Raw genomic sequence first — 17,945 nt, forward strand, 5'->3', positions numbered from 1 at the left:
CGGATCACTCCGGGAACACGTAGACGCTATTTTTCCGCCACAACTCTTCGACCAGTTTCTTGTACTCAGTGTCCATGATGTTCTTGGTCAGCTTCTCGCGGATCTTGCTCTGGACGGCCGTATCGAACGGCTGCACGCCGGCGTAGTCGCGCTCGGCCACCTTCACGATGTGGTACCCGGTCGGGGTCTGGATCACGCCGCTGACCTGGCCCGGTTTCAGGGACCACACGGTCGATTCCACGTCGACGGGCTGGATCTCGTTGTGCTTCTCCCCGGTGCCGAACCCCTTCTGCTGCTTCGCGAGGCCCTCGTCGAACTTCACCGCGAGTTCGCCGAAGTCGGCCCCGGCGGACGCCTTCTGCCACAGCCCCGTGGCGTGCTGTTGTGCGTCCTGGGGCGTTTTGTAGTTCTTCACCGCAACGAACAGGTGCTGCCACTTCACGCGGTCCGCCGCTTGGAACTGATCGGGGTGCCGGTCGTAGTAGTCGCGGATCTCGCCCAGCCCGGCGCGGCGGGTCTTCTCCCGGAGCGCGCTGCTGATGTATTGTTCGGCCATCATCTGGCGCTCGAACTGGCGCCGGAGCACCTGAACGGTGAGCCCCTGGGCGCGCAGGACCGCGGCGAACTCTTCGTCCGACTTGGCCCCGGATTCGGTGCGGATCATGCGCATCTGGCGGTCGGTCGATTGCGTCGCGAACTCCTTGATCTCGTCGATGACGTTCATCTTGTTGGCCTTCTTCAGCTTCGCGTACATGTCGTCGAGGACCAGTTCGCGTTCGATCGTCTTGCGCAGTACCTGGGCGTACATTTGCTTCTGCTTCGCGGTGCGGGCGGCGCCTTCGAGCGCGGCCAGCTCGCGGTACTGCTGGTACACGGCCTCGATCACCTCCTGGTCGGTGATGACGTTGTTCGCCCCGACGATGGCCACGACCTTGATGCGCGGGACGCTCGTTCGGAGCAGGTCGGTCGCGGTCGCGATGTTCCTGATGCCCCCGACCGCGCTCGCTTTTTCGATCGGCCCGTTCGGTCCCGGCGGCACCGGGCTGCCCGCGACCGCGCCCACGACGGCGGGAACCACGGGCGCGAGATCGGTCGGCCGGGCCGGTGCGATCGGGCCGAGGGGGTCGGCGGGCAGGGATGAAACGGGGGAGCCCGGAACCGGCACCGCCGGGGCGGGCGGGGCAATTGGGGCGCCCGGCGCGATCGGGTCGGCAGCTTGTGGGAACTGACCGCGCGCGATTCGGCTGCCCTTATCCGACTGGCACCCGATCACGGCGACGAGTCCGGCGGCCAACAGTAAACAGCGGCACAGCGGGTTCGCGGCGTCCATGCCAGCCCTCAGCGCAGAAATACGAGTATTGCGACCTGCGGTATAGCGTGGACTGACAGAAGTGCAAGTGAGAAGCGCCGCGTTGAACGAGCCCCGACCGCGAGAGAGCGGGAGGCGCGTCCCGGAGCTGGAAACTTGGACCGTGGACGTGCTACCAAAACGCGACGGACAAAGAGGTGGGGAAAGTGTGGTCCGCTCGCTCTGCGAGCGGTTGCTCTCTCAAACCAATGTTCTGCCCAACACCCGGGAAGTCCCGCTCCCTCGCGGTCACGGCTCGTTCACCGGGCGCACCGCTTATTTTGCCTATTTCTTCTGGATGTAGGTCGTGCGGTCGCGTGTGAGGCGCGCGGTGTCCGCCGCGGAGAGAACGAACACCTCCGAGCGGTTCTTGTCGATCACGCGCGCGTAGCGCTGTTTGTCGTTCGTGCCGCCGACCACGCCACCGACCCCGAGTACGCGCTTGCTGCCGTCCTTGAACGTGACCGTGAGCGTCACTTCCGGCTTATCCAGCCCGAAGAGTTTCGGGTCGCCGTTTTCGTCCACCGCGAAGCGCTCCACCTGAAGCGCGGTCAGGCTGCCGAGCAGTTCCGTGATGGCGGGGACGCTAATCGTGTCGCCCGGGGCCGCGGGATCGGTCCACGCGGTACCGTTCTTCTGGAGCGTAAAAGTCTTGTCGCCGCGAGTCATCTCGACCGTTTCCGCCTGGAACGCATCGAGCGTCCACGGCTTCCGCGCGCGGTACTCCGCGAGCACCTTCCCGGCTTGCGGAACGCCCAGCAGCGCGACCACGCCGCCCGTTCCGGCCTTCGCGTAAACGCGGCCGTCGGGAGCGGTCTTGCCGACCAGGAGCGTCAGCACGGTCTTGTCGCCGTTGGAGACGGTCCACGTCGCTTCCGGCTTGTCGAGGCCGAACGGCTTCAGGTCCGTGGGCTTCTCCGCAACCCAGTCGCTCGCGCGCAACTTGCCGAGTTCGTTCACCAAGTCATCGAGTGCGGCCTGTTCCGCGTCGGCCGAAACGGGCGCTGTGACTTTCCAGGTGCCGTTCACTTTGGAGAAGGTGACCTTCCGGTCGCCGCGTTCCAGTTGGAGCTTGTCCGCGTCCACGAACTTGACGAGCGTGCGGTCGCGGAAGGACACAGGTGCGGCAAGCAGTTTTTGCGCGAGCGCTCCATTCAGAACGCCCACGGTCGCGTCGGGGCCGGTGCCCTCGACGGCAACGTAGCGATCGCCGTCCGGCTTCGCAGCATCTACGGGGCGACCCAATCGCAACACCTTCTGCTCGGCCTTCTCGCCGACGGTCAGCGTGACGGTCGCTTCGGGCGGTTCGAGGCCGTATTGCTTGAAGACGTCCTCCTTCTTGCCGAACGCTGCGACCTTTTCGGCCCGCAACCGGCCGAGCGCTTCGGCAAGTTCGTCCATCAGCGGCTGATCCGCTTTTTGTTTTGCGGGCTTCACCACGTCCCAACCGACGGTCGTGGCGGGAGCGAGTTCGAGTTCCTCTTTGCCCTTCGCTCGCAGCAATCCGTTCAGCGCGGCCGGGTCGAACGCGAGGAGGGTGCGGTCAGCAAACTCCAGTTTGGTGCGGGCGAGCAGTGGCACCGCGCCCGCGGGTATCACACCGACTGCCTTGCCGTCGTCTACGCGCACGAACCGCCCGCCGAGCGGGTCGGCTTTTCCGATCTGGATCTTGTGGGTGGTGGGCTTGTCGCCGCCGAGCGCGATGGTGAGCGTGAACGCGGGCTTATCGAGCCCGAAGTCGGCCCACTTGACCGCGTCGCCGTAAGCGGCCAAGCGTTCGACCGGTAAAGGCGCGAGGAGCGACACCAACTGTCCGGCCGCGACCGTATCGACGGTGAACGTGGCACCGTCGGCTTTCCACACACCTTTATCGTCCTTCGCTAGCGCGACCGCGTTCTCCGGTTTCTCACCGCTGATCTGCACTTTCGCGATCTTCGCCGTGTCGAGGAACAGCAGGTTCCGATCGATCAGTGCGAGTGGCGACGTTTGAACCCCGAACAGGTACCCCGCCGGCAGCACGAACACGGGAGCGGCCGGTTCGTCGAGCTTCGCGTAGCGGTCGAACCCGCCGGGCGTGACACCACCGACGACAACGGTCTTGGTCACACTGCGGTCCGCGTCACCGGTCTTTTCGGTGTAACTCAGTTTCACCTTGGCGAGCGGCTTGTCGAACCCGAACTTTGCCGGGTCCGCTGCGGAAAGTGACTCGTACTTGGTCGCGGTCAGGGTACCCAACCCCGTGAGCATGGGTTGCGCGGTAACGAACGGTACCGGGGCCGTGAAGGGGCCGGAGAGCTTCCAGTTCGTGCCGTCCTTCGCGAGCGCGAACGAATCGGTCGTCGCATCAAGGCGAGTGATTTCCGCCCCCGTAATCTTCTCGACCGGCACGTTCCAGACTTGCAGCGGCAGGAGCCCGAGCGGACCGGCCGCGAGGCCCTCCGTGGTGGTCGCGAGGAGGCCGAACACGTTTCCGCCGTCGAGCCGGGCGAACACCTCGGTCGGCTTGCCGGGGCGCGCGTGACCCACTTCGAGCTTGTACGTGCGGTCGGTGCCGAACGTGAGTTGGACCGTGAGTTTCGGCTTATCGAGCCCGTACTCGGCGGGATTCGCGGCGCGCTCGGCAATGAACTCCGTGGCCTGGAGGCCGTTGAGTTGTGTCAGTAGCCCGGCCACGTTCGTCGGGTCGGTGTCGGACGTGATCGGCGCGACGAGTTTCCAACCCTCACGTGCGTCCGGTCCCTTTTCTTGCTTCAGTGAGAAGCCGAGCGGACCGTCCACGCTCAGCGCAACGAGCTTCGCATCAGCCGTATCGAGCAACTTGCGCCCGCGGTAGGCGATGGCCGGGCGCGTGAAAATTGCGGACACGCGATCCGGGAACAGCTTCGGCGCGAGCCACCCCGCGGCGTCGGGCGCGCCCGCAACGCGGTCATCAGCGAGCGTGATACGCGACCAGCCCGCGAGTTGAATCGGGAGCTTGCTTTTCGCGAAATCGGGCGTCCCAACGAACAGCCTGTACTCCCGCGCGGGCGCTTCCGGTTCGCCTTCGGGACGCTTCTCGCGGGCGACCACGGTGATGGTCGTCGCGGTCGCGGGGCTGAGGCCGTGGACCTTGGAATCGGCCCGGTAGAGGTCGGTCGAAGGATCGCCGCGGAACCCCGCGAGCCGGTTGATGAGATCATCGACACGGGCCGCGTCCGCGAGCAGCGGGTTCGGCTTCTGGTCGATGAGCCAGCGGTCCTGCTTCTCGTCGTCCTTGGTCGCCTTCGGGTTCCCCTTCTTCTTGGTGAGAGCGATTGGTGGCTTGCCGGGCACGGCAATCGTGACCGCTTGCACCTCGTCTGTTGCGAACCGCGCAACGGACGAGTCCACCAAGTCACTCGCCTTCGCGAACAGGCCGTCCAACTTGTCCGCGGCAACGGTGAAGACCTGCGGATTGCCTTCGATTTGTGCGTACCGATAAGTGCTCTGCACTTTGCGCGGGATGGTGCGCGGCGGCATCCCCATCGGGCCGGGAATCGTAACCATCTCCTCGCGCTCGGTGACCTTCGCGGTCCCGCCGAACTTCACCGTGACCGTGCTCCCGTCTTTCAGCCGCACGCTGACGGACTGCTTGGATTTCTTCAGTTCCTCGCGCGGGTCGGGAACGACTTCGGGGTGCAGTCGCACCACTGCGGCAAAGAACGGTTCCGCCGGGACCGCGAACTGGCGCGCGAGGGCGAACGGTTGGTCGGCCGTTTGGCCGCCGTGTGCGGTGGGCACGAAATCTTCGACCCACAGTTCCGGGAGCGCGGTGAGGATCTGTTGGAGCTTCGCGGGGTCGATCCGGTCGCGCACGGGGGCGTCGAGGGTCCATGCGTCTGCGAGCCGATCGGTCTGCACGACCGCCTCCGCGCCCCGCACGGTGACAGTCGGTGACGGAGTCGGGCCGGTGCGCTTCAGGGTGAAGTTGCCGGTCGAGGGCCACGGCGTCAGACCGAAGATCGTCGCGTTCTTGCTGGTGACTCGGATCTCCTCGACCGCGGTGCCGGGGAGCGTGACGGTTGTGGGGAGGCTCGGCTCCGGCGGCGCCCCGGGCAGTGCGAACGACGGGGCGCCCGCGACCTTCACGCGCTCCACGTCCGAGAAGAGCTGGCGCCGCCGGTACGCCTCGGCCGGCCGGAGCAGTACCGGCATGACGTCCGGGCCGAGCTTGAGTACCTCGTTGGTGCCGTTCACGCGGACGAACGCGGCCCTCGTAAACGCGGTCTCGCCCGCGCCTAGTTTGGGCTCGCCGCACTTGAGGACGTACTCTTTGCCGTTGGCGGTCACCTTCACTGTGAGCGGTTTCTGTGCGTCCGCGAGTCCGTAAACCGTGAGGTCGGCGCCTTCAGCGAGTGCAATTGGCTGGAACCGGGTGCGCAGGTTCGCGAGTACGCTAACGAGTTCGTCCGCCTCGACGGAGCGGAGCGGCCAGTTGCCGGGTTGGGTCCAGCCCTTTGCGCCCCTTTCGAGAACGAACGCCTCGCCGGTCGCCGGTTGGACCTCGACGCGGGTCACGGTCGCGGGGGTGAAGTCGGCTTCGAGCGCGGTGAGTGCGGACGGGTCCGTGGGCGCGGGCTTCCGGCCGACGTTCGGCGCCCACGTGTCGCCCTTCCACAGCCACACGCCGGCGCCGGCCGCGAGGATCACGAGGGCGATGGTCGATTTCCAGTTCATTCTCAGTTACCAACAGGTGCCGGTGTTACAGCCCCACGGGGCCAAGAAGACAGCACTCGTTACTCGCGTATTTACCGCATCCGCCGGCGCATCATCGCGAGCAGGCCCATATAGGCCGCAGCGAGAGGGAGCCCGATGCCGGTGCCGAGCTGCCACAAGTTTTTCGTGCGATCGTCGAGTTCGACGCGGGGGTATTGCCACGCGGGCAAATCCGACTTGGGCAACCGGTCCTCGCGCGCGGTCAGCCAGTTGACCGTGTGGAGCAGCAATTTTTCCTCTGGCGGGGCCAGTTTCAGAGCGTTGAACAACGTTCCGCTCCCGAAAACGACCGTCCTCTGGGTCGGGCGCTCGAGCTTATCGGCGGCGAGCGAGAGCCCGGTGGCGAAGATCCCGTCGAGTGGGCTGAGCAGCGCGGCGGCGGCCTCCTGGCGCCCGTAGTCTTCGTCTACCCACGCGGCCGGGATTTTACTCTCGACAGCGACGGCGATGGGGAACGGTCCGCGCCGCTCCTCGTCGCGTGTGCCCTTTTTCGGATCGTCGATCCCGGTCGGGGTGTACTTGGGCATCCAACTCGGGCGCCCGCTCCGATCGATACGGGGGAACGGCTGGAAGGTGTTCCAACTGTCCGCGGCGGTGAACGCGAACTCTGCGGCGAACGGCTGCCGAGCCTGCCACTCGCTCGCGAGGGCGACCGGGCGCACGGCCCGGAGCTCGATGTCGAGTGCTTCCTCAGCCGTGCGCCCGGTCAAGAGGGCGGCCGAAGCGACCGGGTTGGCTCGAAGGGCCGGATTGGTCGACGGGTCCGTGAGGCGCACCGGCGGAACCTTCGACGCGCTGCTACCGAGTTGGCCGCCCCGGGTGATCGCCCGGGGTTCGCCGTCGAAGAGGACGACCGTGCGGCCGAGTTCAATGCCGCGCTCGGCGAGCATTTTCTCGAAGTCGTCGGACGCACCGGTGAGTTCGAGCGCCAGCCGCTTATCGAATTCCTCGGTCGATTCCCCGGGGGCTGGTGGCACTTGCGGGGTGATCGGCCCCAGACACGCGAGCACCGGCTTGCCCTGTTTCATGAACTCTTTGACTACTTTCGCCTGCTCTTTGCTCAGGGCGTGTAAGCCGGCCTCGATCCCCGGCCCCTCCATTGCGTCCTCGGTCGTGTACCGCGGGACGATGAGCAGGTCCACGTCGGCCAGTTGCTTGGTGAACTTCGCGGCCACGTCGGTCACGCGCCGGTCTTGGAGCGGGCGCTCGTCCTTCATCGCCTCCGCGAGTCGCTTTTCGGCTTCCTGTTTCTTCTTGCCCGCTTCTTCGAGTTCGTCTTGGGCGCGCTTCAGGCGCTTGGCGAGGTACGCGAGCAGAGAGGATTCGTTGTCTTCGGTAACGGTCCCGCGCACGAACCGCTGGTAGAACGCTTTGCGCTCCTCCCAGGGGCGCCCCTTGATCTTCTCAATCAGCCCGTGAATGGCCTCGAACTGAGCCACTTCCGCCCGCGCGGATACCGAAGCCGCGTCCGCGCTCTCGAGTTCCCATTCGAGGCGCTCAAGGGCGCTTTCTTCGCGCGTGTCCGCGGCCGGCTTGAGGTCCGTGAGGGCACGCGCATTCGCCCAACCTTTTTTCAGCACGATGTCGACCACGTCGTAACCCTGAGCGGTGAGCGACTTCCTCAGACCCGCGAGGGCGAACCGGTTTTTCGGCGCGTCGGCGTTTGTCGTGAGCAACTCGTGTACGACGCACACAGCCACCTTGGGCCGGCGCTCTTGTACGGTAAGGACACGGCGGGCGAACGTGTCGATCCCTTGCGGCAGCAGAACGAGATTTTCGCCCCCCGGGTTCTGCTTGCTCGCGGTCTTATCGAGTTGCATGAACTCGTTGAACGAGAGCCGCTGGACGCGCTTGTTCGCGTAGAAGAAGATGCTGTTTTCCGGGGCCGCATCGATCGCGGATTTCAGCTCGGGCGCGTCTTGTGTCAGCTTCTTCAGTTCCGCCTCGTACCCGAACGCTTCGGAGTCCAGAACCGCCACGTTGAACTGCGGACCGAACTGCCGGAACTGGTCCACGAGGTCGCGCACCTTTTCCGTCACCTTTTCCTCGGCCGCCTTCGTATACGAGTCGCGCTTCGGCGAGAGCGTACCGAAGTTGTGCATCTGGAGAACGACGATGGTCGTGGGGGTGCCGGTCCGGAGCCTTTGCAGTTCCCCGGCCAGTTCCGCCGGCAGCGTGAACCGCTGGTCGCGGGTGCAGTCGTACCGGGAGGAGTGCGAGAAGGAGTAGATGTTCACGAACACGAGCAGCACGACCGCTGCGATCGCGCCGATCGTGGCGGTCGTGCTCGCGGCGGCTCGTCGGGTCGCACCGAAGAGCAACCCGAGCGCCTCGGCCACCAGCGCGAGTGCCACCGCGCCCAGACCGCCGATGATCGCCCACGCAGCGAATTTCGCGAGGTCGCCGTGTGCCCCATCGGTTCCGGCCTTGAGCACATCGGGCACGGACCGCCAACCGCTCCATGACACGAGATCGACGCGCGGGAGCGAAACCGAGGCGAGCGGGAGCCCGACCACGACCGCCATGAAGCCGGTGGCCCCGAGGGCGCGGATCAGGAACCGGAACCGGCTGCCCCAGGTCGTGCGTTGGCGTGAATCAGTGGCCATGACGTAATTCGCGTTTTGTGTTTCGTGTTTCACCCGGCACCGCCAGCGGATCGGCTACCGGAGCCTCCGGGCTTCGAGCGAGCGCACGGTCAGGTAGAGACAGCACAGCGTAGCAGTGACGTACATCACCAGCGGGCGGGTGTCGATCACGCCGCGGGTGAAGTCGCGGCGGAAGTGCTCCGGTACGCTGACGTAGTACAGCAGCGCGTCCCACTGACTCCCCGAATCGACCTGCCAGCGCAGTGCGGCCGGCAGGACGAAGCCCAATCCGAGCAACAGCGAGAGCATCCACGCGACCAACTGGCTCTTCACCCAGCTCGAAACGAGCAACCCTAGGGCGAGGAACATCGCACCAGCCAGGACCACGCCGAGGTACGACGTGAGTACCGGCATCGGGTCGATGTTTGCAGTGACGTGGACGAGGTGCCGGGCGTCCTTCGTGGCGTGCAAGTACCCGCCAGCACCAGCCAACCCCAACCCGAGCAGCCCGAACAACAGCACGAGCCACCCGTTCGACTCGAACCAGAACCCGAGTTTGGCCGAGACGAGCAGGAAAACGCCCACGAGCAGCATCACTGAATAGAGCGTGAAGTTCCACTGCCACTCCGCGCGAAGATCGGCGAGCACGGGCACGTAGACCAGCGTCGTGGCCCACAACAGCAGGTAGAATGCGAAGCACGCGACGAACTTGGCCAGCACGACCTGCCAGTCGCGGATCGGGGCCGTGAGGAGCGATTCGAGCGTGCCGCTCCCGCGCTCTTCCGCGATCAGGCGCGACGTGATGATGCCGGTGACGGCCGGGAACAGCCCCCAGAACAGCACCCCCGCGACCAGCGCGCCGGGCGGGTTCTCGGCCCCGCCGAGCATCACCTGCATCGGGTACTCGACGCCCTGCGGCCCCTTCTCGGTCAGCAACCCGATCACGAGCCAGAACAGCAACCCGTTCAGCACGAGGAAGCCGAACAGCGCGACGTACCCGATCGGCCCCGTGAAGTACGCGGCGAACTCGCGGCGGATCAGACTGCACGTTGCTCGCATTCGCTCGTTCCTCGCGCGTGTTCTGCACTCGGCTCTCGGTGTTCGGTCGGACCCACGCAATCGCGTTCCGCGGTGCCGATCACCGCCTAAATCCCCTCTTGCCCCGTGAGCTGCACGAAGATGTCTTCGAGCGGCTTGTTGCGGTGCCGCTTGCGCACGGCCGCGAGCGACCCGTCTTCGACCACCTGGCCCTGGTAGATCACGATGACCGAATCGCACGTCGCTTCGACTTCGCTCAGGATGTGGGTGGACAGCAGCATCGTGTGGACCTCGCCGAGCTCGCGCATGAGTTTACGGGTCTCGCGGATCTGCGTCGGGTCGAGGCCCGCGGTCGGCTCGTCGAGGATGAGAACGGGCGGGTCGGCGAGGAGCGCGTCGGCCAGGCCCACGCGCTGCCGGTAGCCTTTCGAGAGCGTGCCGATGATCTGCCGGCTCACGTCCTTCAGCCAGCAGCGGTCGAGCACGAACCCCAGGCGCTTCTTGCACTCGCTGCGGCTCAGGCCCTTCAGCCCGCCGCGAAAGCGGAGGTACTCGTCGACGCGCATGTCGGTGTAGAGCGGGCAGCTTTCCGGCATGTACCCGATGCGCCGGCGGGCCTCGATCGGGTCCCAGAACACGTCCTTGCCGCCGATGGTGGCCTTGCCCGAACTGGCGGTGAGGAACCCGGCGAGGATGCGCATGGTGGTGGACTTCCCGGCCCCGTTGGGACCGAGGAACCCGACCACCTGACCCTTCTCGACCTCGAATGACACGTCCCGCACGGCGTGGTACTCGCCGTAATACTTCGTGAGGTGTTCGACGACGATCATCTCGTGTCCTTAGTCTGCTCGCGTGCGGCCGTCTGCTACACGGTTAAGGCGCGACGCGAAACGCGGCAAGGGCGCAGCGCCGAGAGGTTACGGTGAAACGACGGAGCCCGCGACGGGCTCGTGACCCGTCGCGGGCTCCGTGCGGACAAAATCGCGCTCATTTCGCCGGTTCGTTGTCGGTTGTTTTGGGTTCGTCGAGTGGTGGGAGTGATGGGCTGCGCTCCGGGCGTCCCCTCCGTTCGCGGGTCTCGTCGAGTGGGGCGGGGGGAAGAGTAAATTGCACCAAAATACTGTTGGCGCATTCGAGGTACGGATTTCGGGCGCGCTTCTTCCTTGGTGTCTCGTCGGTCATTTGGTGCCCTCCCGGAGACGAACGGCCACATCCGCTACCCACGTATTGTCGCAGTACAACTCGACGAGGTAAATCCCGGGAACCTCAAAAACGCACCCCTCAATGTGCATTACGAGTTGCATTTGCGTAACGCGATCCGGGAAGTGAATTGTCCGAACGTAGGTATTATGAACGAGTTGCCCGTCGGAGGCGCGCCGCACGTCGATGTGAAACGGCACCTCGCCAAGTCCGCCGACCAGTTGGGCGAAGCAGGTGAATGAGTTGAGAGTGTACGGGTACTCGCTCGGCGAAATTACATTGAACAGCGAATAGAGATTGGTCATCCCGCCTTCGACATCAACTTCTTCGCACAGATACACTGCCTTTGCGGTCGGAATCACGGCCATTGTAAGCCTCCCGCTGGACGAAACTGGGGGCCGAAGCCCCCAGTGCGTTTGCTCACTTAATCGCGGCGCCCGCCTCCGCGCGGCCCGCCTCCGCGCGGCCCGCCTCGGTCGCCCCCACGACCGCCCCGGTCCCCGCGATCTCCACCGCGGTCCCCTCGATCACCGCCACCGCCGCCACGATCACCGTAGCCGCCACCACCGCCTCCGCCTCCGCTGCCGTCGTCCTCACGCGGGGCGAGCAGTGCCTTGCGCGAGAGTTTCACGCGGCCCTGATCGTCGATCGCGATCACCTTCACCTGAACCTTGTCGCCGATCTGGACTACGTCTTCTGGACGTTGGACGAACCCGGAGTCGAGTTCGGAGACGTGGCACAGCCCGTCGCGGCCCGGTGCGATCTCGATGAACGCGCCGAATTCCTTGATCGAGATCACTTTCCCGTCGTAGACCGCGCCGACCTTCACTTCGGCCGTCAAACCCTCCACCATGCGGCGCGCGGCTTCCACGCTCTCGGCGTCGGCCGACGCGATCGACACGGTGCCGTCGTCCTCGATGTCGATCTTTGCGCCGGTCTCTTCCTGGATGGCACGGATCATCTTCCCGCCGGGGCCGATCAGCTTGCCGATCATTTCCGGGTTGATCTTCAGTTGGATCAACCGCGGTGCCCACCGGCTGATGTCCTTGCGCGGGGCCGAGAGGGTCGCGAGCATCACCTTAAGGATTTGCAGCCGACCTTCTTTTGCTTGCTCGAGGGCGCCGCGAACGATCGCCTCGTTGACGCCGTCCACCTTGATGTCGAGCTGGATGCCGGTGACGCCCTTTTGCGTACCGGCCACCTTGAAGTCCATGTCGCCGTAGTGGTCCTCGTCGCCCTGGATGTCGGTCAGCAGCGTGAAGTTGTCCTTCTCCATCACGAGGCCGACCGAGATTCCGGCTACCGGGCGCTTGATCGGCACGCCCGCGTCCATCAGCGCGAGGGTCCCGCCGCACACGCTCGCCATGCTGGACGAGCCGTTCGATTCGAGGATTTCCGACACGAGGCGGATCGTGTACGGGAACCGCGTGGGAGGGGGGATGACGGCCTTCAGCGAGCGCTCGGCGAGCATCCCGTGGCCGATCTCGCGCCGGCCCGGGCCGCGGATGGGCTTGCACTCACCGACCGAGTACGGCGGGAAGTTGTAATCGAGGTAGAACTTCTTCGAGTACTCGTCCTGGAGGCCGTCCACCTTCTGTTCGTCGGCGACGGTGCCCAGGGTGACGACGACCAGCGCTTGCGTTTCGCCGCGCTGGAAGACGGCCGTACCGTGCGTCCGGGGCAGCACAGCGACCTCGCCCGAGAGGTTACGGAGATCCTTCGGCGCGCGGCCGTCGATGCGGGTGCCGCCGAGCGTGATCTCGCGGAACACGCGCTCGCGCAGCACGCTCATCGCGCTCGACACCTGCGCCGCGGTCCACTTCGGGTTCGTCTCGCCTTCGGGCACGTAGACCTTCTTCACTTCATCCTTGAGTTCGTCGAGCGCCGCGTTCCGCTCCTTCTTGCCCTTCGTCAGATACTTTTCGCGATAGGTCGTGCCGTACTTCGCGTAGAGCTCTTCCGCCAGCGGATTGTCCGGCGTCGCGGGGGGCAGCACCTTCGGCCCCTGGCCGGCTTCGGTACGCAGTTGTTCGATCGCATCGATCAGGACCGCGCACTGCTTGTGCGCTTCCATGATCGCGTCGCCCATTTCCTGTTCCGGCATTTCGCGGGCGAAGCCCTCGATCATGCACACCGCGTCGCGGGTTGCGGCCACGATCAGGTCGAGGTCGCTCTCTTCCATCTGCGTGGCGGTGGGCAGAACGATGAGTTCGCCGTTCACGCGCCCGAGCCGGAGGCCGCCGTAGGGCTTGAGGAACGGGATGTGCGAAACGTGCAGTGCGGCACTCGTCCCGATGAGTGCGAGCATGTCCGCATCGTTCTCCCGATCGGAAGAGATGACCGTACAGTGGATCTGCACTTCGTTGAAGTAGTTCGTCGGGAACAGCGGGCGCGAGGGGCGGTCGATGAGGCGAGAGGTGAGCGTTTCCTTGGTGCTGGGGCGCGTCTCGCGCTTAATGAACCCGCCGGGGAACTTGCCCGCGGCGTAGGTGCGTTCGCGGTACTCGACCTGGAGCGGGAAGAAGTCGCGGCCCGGGATCGGCGATCCTTCTACGGCGGCCACCAGAACGGACGTTTCTCCGTAGGTGACGAGGACGGCCCCGTGAGCCTGCTTTGCGAGTTTCCCGGTTTCGAGGGTGAGAGTACGGCCGCCAAATTGACATTCAACACGAGCTGGATTAACCGGCACGGATGTGACCCTTTCCGTTTTGCCGGCAGGAGCGTCTCTTGAGCCGAAAGGCGTAGAGTCGGGGAGCCGTAAAGTCGAATCCGTGCGGCTGACGACGCGACCGTGATTGCGACTTTACGACTTTCGACGTTATGACTTTCGACGCACCGCTGAAGGCGGAGCTATTTGCGGAGCCCGAGCTTCCCGATGACCGCCAAGTAGCGGTCGCGATCGGTTTGGCGCAGGTACTTGAGCAAGTCGGCGCGTTGGCTGACTAGCTTCAGCAGCCCGCGACGGCTGGAGAAGTCCTTTTTGTGCGCCCGCATGTGCTCGGTAAGGGAATTGATCCGCTTTGTGAGCAACGCGATTTGCACTTCGGGCGACCCGGTGTCCGTATCGTCCCGCCGGAACTGGGTAATGAGTCCGGACTTCTCTTCCTTCGTGATCGACATCGTCCCGGTCTCCGCTTCCTCCGCCGCGTCGCACTCCTGCCATCAGTTACGAAACGACGTTTAGTTACACACTCTTTCTGGATTTATGCAATGTACCGGCACCCGACTAGGTGACAAGAGGGGAAAATGCGGTGCGGCACCGGTCGCGTCCCTCACCGCCCGCCTGTTTCCTAAAAAGAGAGGGACAAACTACCGCCAGCGGATTTTCCCTCGCCTTTCATTTTTAGAGAAGGCCAGGGTAGGTTCTCATACTCCCGCCCACCTTCTTTAACGAGGCCAATCAACCATGCACCCCGCCTACGCCCTTTCCGACACCGCGACCGTGTTCAGCCCCGCGCTGGTGTTCTTCCCGGAACTGATTCGCAAGAACATCGCGCGCGTGATCGAAATGGCCGGCGGTCCGGCGCGGCTCAGGCCACACGTGAAGACGCACAAGACGGTCGAGATCGCGAAAATGCTCCTTGATGCGGGCGTGACGAAACACAAGTGTGCCACGATTGCTGAGGCCGAAATGCTCGCGAACGCGGGTGCGCCCGACGTGCTGATCGCGTACCCGCTGGTGGGGCCGAACATCGGGCGCGCCGGCGCTCTGATCCGCAAGTTCCCGGGAACGCGGTTCTCCACGCTCATCGACGACTCAAACATGACCCACGAACTCTCCACCGCGATGCACGCGGCCGGGGTAGAGATCGGTGTCGTGCTCGACCTGGATGTGGGTCAGCACCGCACCGGAATCGCGATCGGGGACGGGGCCTTTTCTCTTTATGAACTGGCCGGGTCGCTACCCGCGCTGCGTCCAGAAGGCTTCCAGCTTTATGACGGGCATAATAATCAGCCGGACCGGGCCGAGCGCGAGAAGGCCGTGCGCGACTTCATCCAGCCGGTGTTGGAACTGCGCGCGAAAGCAGAGGCGAAGGGCGTTCCGGTTCCGCGACTCGTGTGCGGCGGTACTCCGAGCTTCCCTGTATACGCGGCAATGACCGATGTGCCGGGGATTGAGTGCTCGCCGGGCACGTTCGTGCTGCACGATGCGGGTTACGGACCGAAGTACGCGGACCTGGCCGGCATCACCCCGGCCGCGGTGCTGGTGACTCGCGTAATCAGCCGACCAACTGCGGACCGCGTGACGCTCGATTTGGGGAACAAGGCGGTCGCGGCCGATCCGGTGCTGGAGAAGCGCGTGACGCTGCTCGACTTCCCGGAGTACAAGACCGTCGGCCACAACGAAGAGCACCTCATTGTCGAAACGGCCGGAGCCGCGGCGTACAAGCCGGGCGACTTGGTCTACGCGCTTCCCGGGCACATCTGCCCGACGGTCGCACTGCACAACCACGTTCTCATTGCGGATGGCGGTAAGATCGTGGGTCGGTGGGACGTGGCCTCGCGCGTCCGGGTGCTGACCGTGTGAGGAGTCGTGGAGTAAGCGGCGCGCAAGTGCGCGCGCTCATGCCCGAAGTGCTCGAATTCCTCCGGGCAAGCGCCTTGGCATTTTTGAACAATCGCCCAATCGCCATACCGTTTCGAGTTCAGTAGTCGCCAGAAACGACCTCGCTGCCCGCGCGGGTCACGAGTGCGGTGAGCACGTTCACGTCGGTCGAGACGCGGACCGCCTTCACGCTCCCATCCACGAACACGAAGGCGGTCACGCCCGGGTGCGGCCCGCCGAAGCTGCTGTTGGCGAACGGCAGGGTCTGGTTATCGGGCGGCAGCAGCGGGCGCGTGTCGCCGTTCACGTTACTGATGCCCATCATCCGGCGCGTATTGTTGCGGTTCCCGCCGAACACGCTGCGGTCCTCGTTCTTCCCACGCAGCGAGTTCGGGCGGATCGACTTCTCCCCGAACATCGTGGTGTTGCTGGTCCCGTCGGTGACGCTCCCGAAGTTGGTCTGGCTCGACCACTTGGTGACGTACACGCGCCCGGCCGAATCGGTCGCGACGTAGGGCACGTTCGGGATGATGGCCCCGGTGGATGCCGTGTACGCGGCGTGCGTGCCGAAGCTCGCGGCGTAGTCCGTCAGCGCGGCCCCTTCCGGGCGGAAGTCGCTCACGCTGGGCACCGCGGTCGGGCGCGACGGGCACAGGTAGATCTTGATCTGGGTCTGAACGGCCGGGAGCGGTTGCTCGGACGCAACGTAGCGGATGTCCCACAGATTGTACTGGGCGGTCTGTTCGATGTACGGCAGCAGGAGCGCGCCCCAGGTCGCCCACCCGTCCAGCTTCTCGGAGTTGTCGCCGATGAACGCGGGGGGCAGGAACTGGTACGAGTCGTGGAAGTTGTGCGCGGCCAGGCCGATCTGCTTCAAGTTGTTCTGGCACTGGAGCCGCGCCGCGGCCTCGCGCACCTTCTGAACGGCCGGGAGGAGCAATCCGATGAGGATCGCAATAATGGCAATTACGACCAGCAACTCGATTAGCGTGAAGGCACTTGGCCGGGTCTTGCGGTTCAAGGGAAATCTCCTTTGGATTGGGTTCACTCGCGAGATACGGTAACGCGAACTCCACCGGTACAGAACTAAATTGATGTTCGTAGTAGTCAATTTCAATTGCAAAGGCGGTGTTACGGCTCCGCGAGTGGGCCACTCCGTCATGTTCCCTCTGAACTGGTGCGGAAGATAATTCGCAAATTCAATTCTTCAAATTATTTAAGTCGAATCGACCAGTCAACCACCGGAAGCCCCTCCGAGCTGCGGACCTGACGAAGTGAGAGACACATCAGGACGCTGGTGCGTGACACAAAGAGATTTATTACTATTGTCATACCCATAGAGATGTTTATGGCGATGATGTGACGCCCTTATCGCTTCCTTGCCGACGGACATCGCCGAGAGGTGTGCAGTGGAAGGCGCCGGCGCTTCGCAGGACGCACGAGAAGCGACACCCGAACTCGTGCCCCCGATCACGGGCAGCCGCCTGGCGCGGTTTGAAGGGTACGTGTCGGCGTTCCGTCCCGTATTTCACCGTTCCGATCAGCTCCTTCGGTTTCGCGCCTACGTCCGTGGCCTTCTCGAACGAACCGAGCGCAAGAACGTCGAGTCGATCGCGACCGCGGCCCGGCGGGTGATGATGGTCGAATCGAATCTCGGGCAGGCGCTCCAGCACTTCGTTAGCCACAGCCCGTGGGACGCCCGACGACTGCTCGCGGCCGTGCGGAACTTCTCCGTTGCGCCTCGGCCCGACCCGGCCGCGATCTGGGTCGTACACGATGGCGTATTTGCCAAGAAGGGGCGCCACTCCGTCGGGGTCCAGCGCCAGTACGCGCGCTCGGTGGGAAAGAAGATCAACTGCCAGGTCGGGGTGTTCGTCGCGCGCGTCGGGCCGGCGGGCTATTTCCCGCTCGCCGCGAGACTGTACCTCCCGGCGTCGTGGTTGCGCGAGCACGCGGACTCGGACGAGCGGGCGCTACCCGCCGAGTACCGCGAACCGGCGACGAAAGCCGAGATCGCGCTGCGGTTGATCGACGACCTGCGCAGCGAGGGCGATGCGCCGGGCGCGGTTACCGGGGAGGCAGAGTACATTGGCGGAACGGGCTTCCGAGACGGACTGACCGCGCGCGGCCTCGTCGCTCGGGAGGATCTCGCCGCTCCGCTCGCGGAAGCCCGACGACGGTTCGAGTGGTTGAAAAATGAATTGGGGCTGGATCACTTCGAGGGCCGCGCCTGGCACGGCTGGCACCACCATGTGAGCCTGGTGTTTGCCGCTTACGGCTTCCTCTGTGGCGAGGAGGGCATGGAATTGCCGCCCTTCCGAGCGCCCACTCCTCTTCCCTCAGTCGACTGAACATCGCCGCAATCTTCTGCAGTGCGAACGGACCGCCACGAGTTAACAAAAACAGCCCCGCAGTGCTTTGAGCATTGCGGGGCACGGGTCGTTCGTTCGGTTTTAGATACGCGCCCGAGAATGAGCCGCGACCACACGAGAGC

10 protein-coding genes and 2 pseudogenes are annotated in these 17,945 nt (G+C 64.8%); 3 read left to right on the forward strand and 9 right to left on the reverse strand.

The window, feature by feature from the left end; translation table 11 throughout:
- Positions 1-4: 4 nt before the first annotated feature.
- The 8 genes from J8F10_RS39930 to rpsO all read right to left on the reverse strand — a co-directional run bounded on the left by J8F10_RS39930 (position 5) and on the right by rpsO (position 14,025).
- Positions 5-1,330, reverse strand: coding sequence for a peptidylprolyl isomerase (locus J8F10_RS39930; protein WP_210656847.1), 1,326 nt, complete (start codon positions 1,328-1,330; stop codon positions 5-7).
- Between the two features lie 303 nt (positions 1,331-1,633).
- Complete coding sequence (locus J8F10_RS20415) at positions 1,634-6,043, reverse strand: DUF4340 domain-containing protein (protein WP_210656849.1); 4,410 nt, start codon at positions 6,041-6,043, stop codon at positions 1,634-1,636.
- 71 nt (positions 6,044-6,114) lie between these two features.
- A complete protein-coding gene (locus J8F10_RS20420; protein ID WP_210656860.1) occupies positions 6,115-8,688 on the reverse strand; it encodes a hypothetical protein in 2,574 nt (857 codons plus the stop codon).
- 54 nt (positions 8,689-8,742) lie between these two features.
- Complete coding sequence (locus J8F10_RS20425; RefSeq protein WP_210656862.1) at positions 8,743-9,726, reverse strand: ABC transporter permease; 984 nt, start codon at positions 9,724-9,726, stop codon at positions 8,743-8,745.
- A gap of 86 nt (positions 9,727-9,812) precedes the next feature.
- Entirely contained in the window at positions 9,813-10,535 is a 723-nt protein-coding gene (locus J8F10_RS20430; RefSeq protein ID WP_210656864.1) for an ABC transporter ATP-binding protein, read from the reverse strand.
- A 348-nt stretch (positions 10,536-10,883) separates the two neighbouring features.
- On the reverse strand, positions 10,884-11,273 hold the full coding sequence (locus J8F10_RS20435) for a DUF6941 family protein (protein WP_210656866.1): 390 nt from the start codon (positions 11,271-11,273) through the stop codon (positions 10,884-10,886).
- Between the two features lie 56 nt (positions 11,274-11,329).
- Positions 11,330-13,594, reverse strand: coding sequence for a polyribonucleotide nucleotidyltransferase (gene pnp, locus J8F10_RS20440; protein ID WP_210656869.1), 2,265 nt, complete (start codon positions 13,592-13,594; stop codon positions 11,330-11,332).
- Between the two features lie 161 nt (positions 13,595-13,755).
- Entirely contained in the window at positions 13,756-14,025 is a 270-nt protein-coding gene (gene rpsO / locus J8F10_RS20445) for a 30S ribosomal protein S15 (RefSeq protein WP_210656871.1), read from the reverse strand.
- A gap of 286 nt (positions 14,026-14,311) precedes the next feature.
- Between rpsO and J8F10_RS20450 the strand changes: the two genes are divergently transcribed.
- Entirely contained in the window at positions 14,312-15,433 is a 1,122-nt protein-coding gene (locus tag J8F10_RS20450; protein WP_210656873.1) for a D-TA family PLP-dependent enzyme, read from the forward strand.
- A gap of 118 nt (positions 15,434-15,551) precedes the next feature.
- On the opposite strand, the gene J8F10_RS20455 is transcribed toward J8F10_RS20450, so the two are convergent.
- Complete coding sequence (locus J8F10_RS20455) at positions 15,552-16,472, reverse strand: DUF1559 domain-containing protein (protein WP_210656875.1); 921 nt, start codon at positions 16,470-16,472, stop codon at positions 15,552-15,554.
- 484 nt (positions 16,473-16,956) lie between these two features.
- Here J8F10_RS20455 and J8F10_RS20460 point away from each other — a divergent pair.
- Together J8F10_RS20460 and J8F10_RS41125 are read left to right on the forward strand one after the other, a co-directional pair.
- Positions 16,957-17,574 (forward strand): annotated as a pseudogene (locus J8F10_RS20460) (IS701 family transposase); the annotation flags it as partial.
- A gap of 36 nt (positions 17,575-17,610) precedes the next feature.
- Positions 17,611-17,736: pseudogene (locus J8F10_RS41125) on the forward strand (IS701 family transposase); the annotation flags it as partial.
- Between the last annotated feature and the right edge of the window lie 209 nt (positions 17,737-17,945).

It is taken from the genome of Gemmata palustris, from assembly GCF_017939745.1.
Classification (GTDB): Bacteria; Planctomycetota; Planctomycetia; order Gemmatales; family Gemmataceae; genus Gemmata; species Gemmata palustris.